This is a genomic window from Vibrio sp. 2130-1, from assembly GCF_033339515.1.
The window spans coordinates 1-697 of record NZ_JAWOUT010000288.1 but is presented as its reverse complement, the minus strand read 5'-3'; the positions used below and the strand labels follow the sequence as shown (position 1 = coordinate 697).

Here is a 697-nt window from a genome sequence, read left to right as displayed (position 1 = left end):
CAGCGTCTCAGTAATCGTGCGACCAAGTAGAACCAGCGGTTGGTTGTTTGATTGGTTGATTTCCAATTTGTTGCCATCAAGACAGATCATTTTCTGCTCGGCAAACTCATTCAACGTTTTCACCACAAGGTCGTTTAAATCTTCCTCTTGGTAGCTTAGGAACAGCTCTTTCTTCAAGAATGGGTAGATTTGCGCAACGTTCTCTTGGATTTTCTCCACGGTGAGATTGCGCTGACGAATAATCATCTGGGCAATCAACGATGGCAGCGCAAACAAGTGAATGATGTTGTTGCGATAGTAAGTCATCAGAATCGATTGACTACGATCAAGAGAAATGATGTCGCCCATGCTGTCTGTTTCAATCACAAACTTATCTAACGAGATAGCGTGATCAACCAACTCTTCAGCACTTTCTGTTGGGATGGTTGAAGTGCTTGAGTATGGGTTGTTCTTGAGTAGCTTCAAGTAGCACTCAATCTGATTGATCAGAGAATCACGAGACAGTGCACGTTGACGAGAAGCCAACAATGCTGTTGCACAAAGCGTTAAGGCGTTTGCCGCTGCCGCATCGTTAATATGCGTCATCATCTTGTTCGCTAGCTCATTGACCACAGGATTCATCCATTGTGGTTTGCTACCGCCCATGCTATCGATGTCTTTTGTCCACTCTGGCGCGTGCTCGTTAAGGTATTGGTTG

General features: G+C 45.1%; 1 pseudogene. It reads right to left on the bottom strand.

From position 1 onward, the window contains the following. Positions 1 to 697, bottom strand: a pseudogene (locus R7Q09_RS25780) (glycerol-3-phosphate 1-O-acyltransferase); the annotation flags it as partial.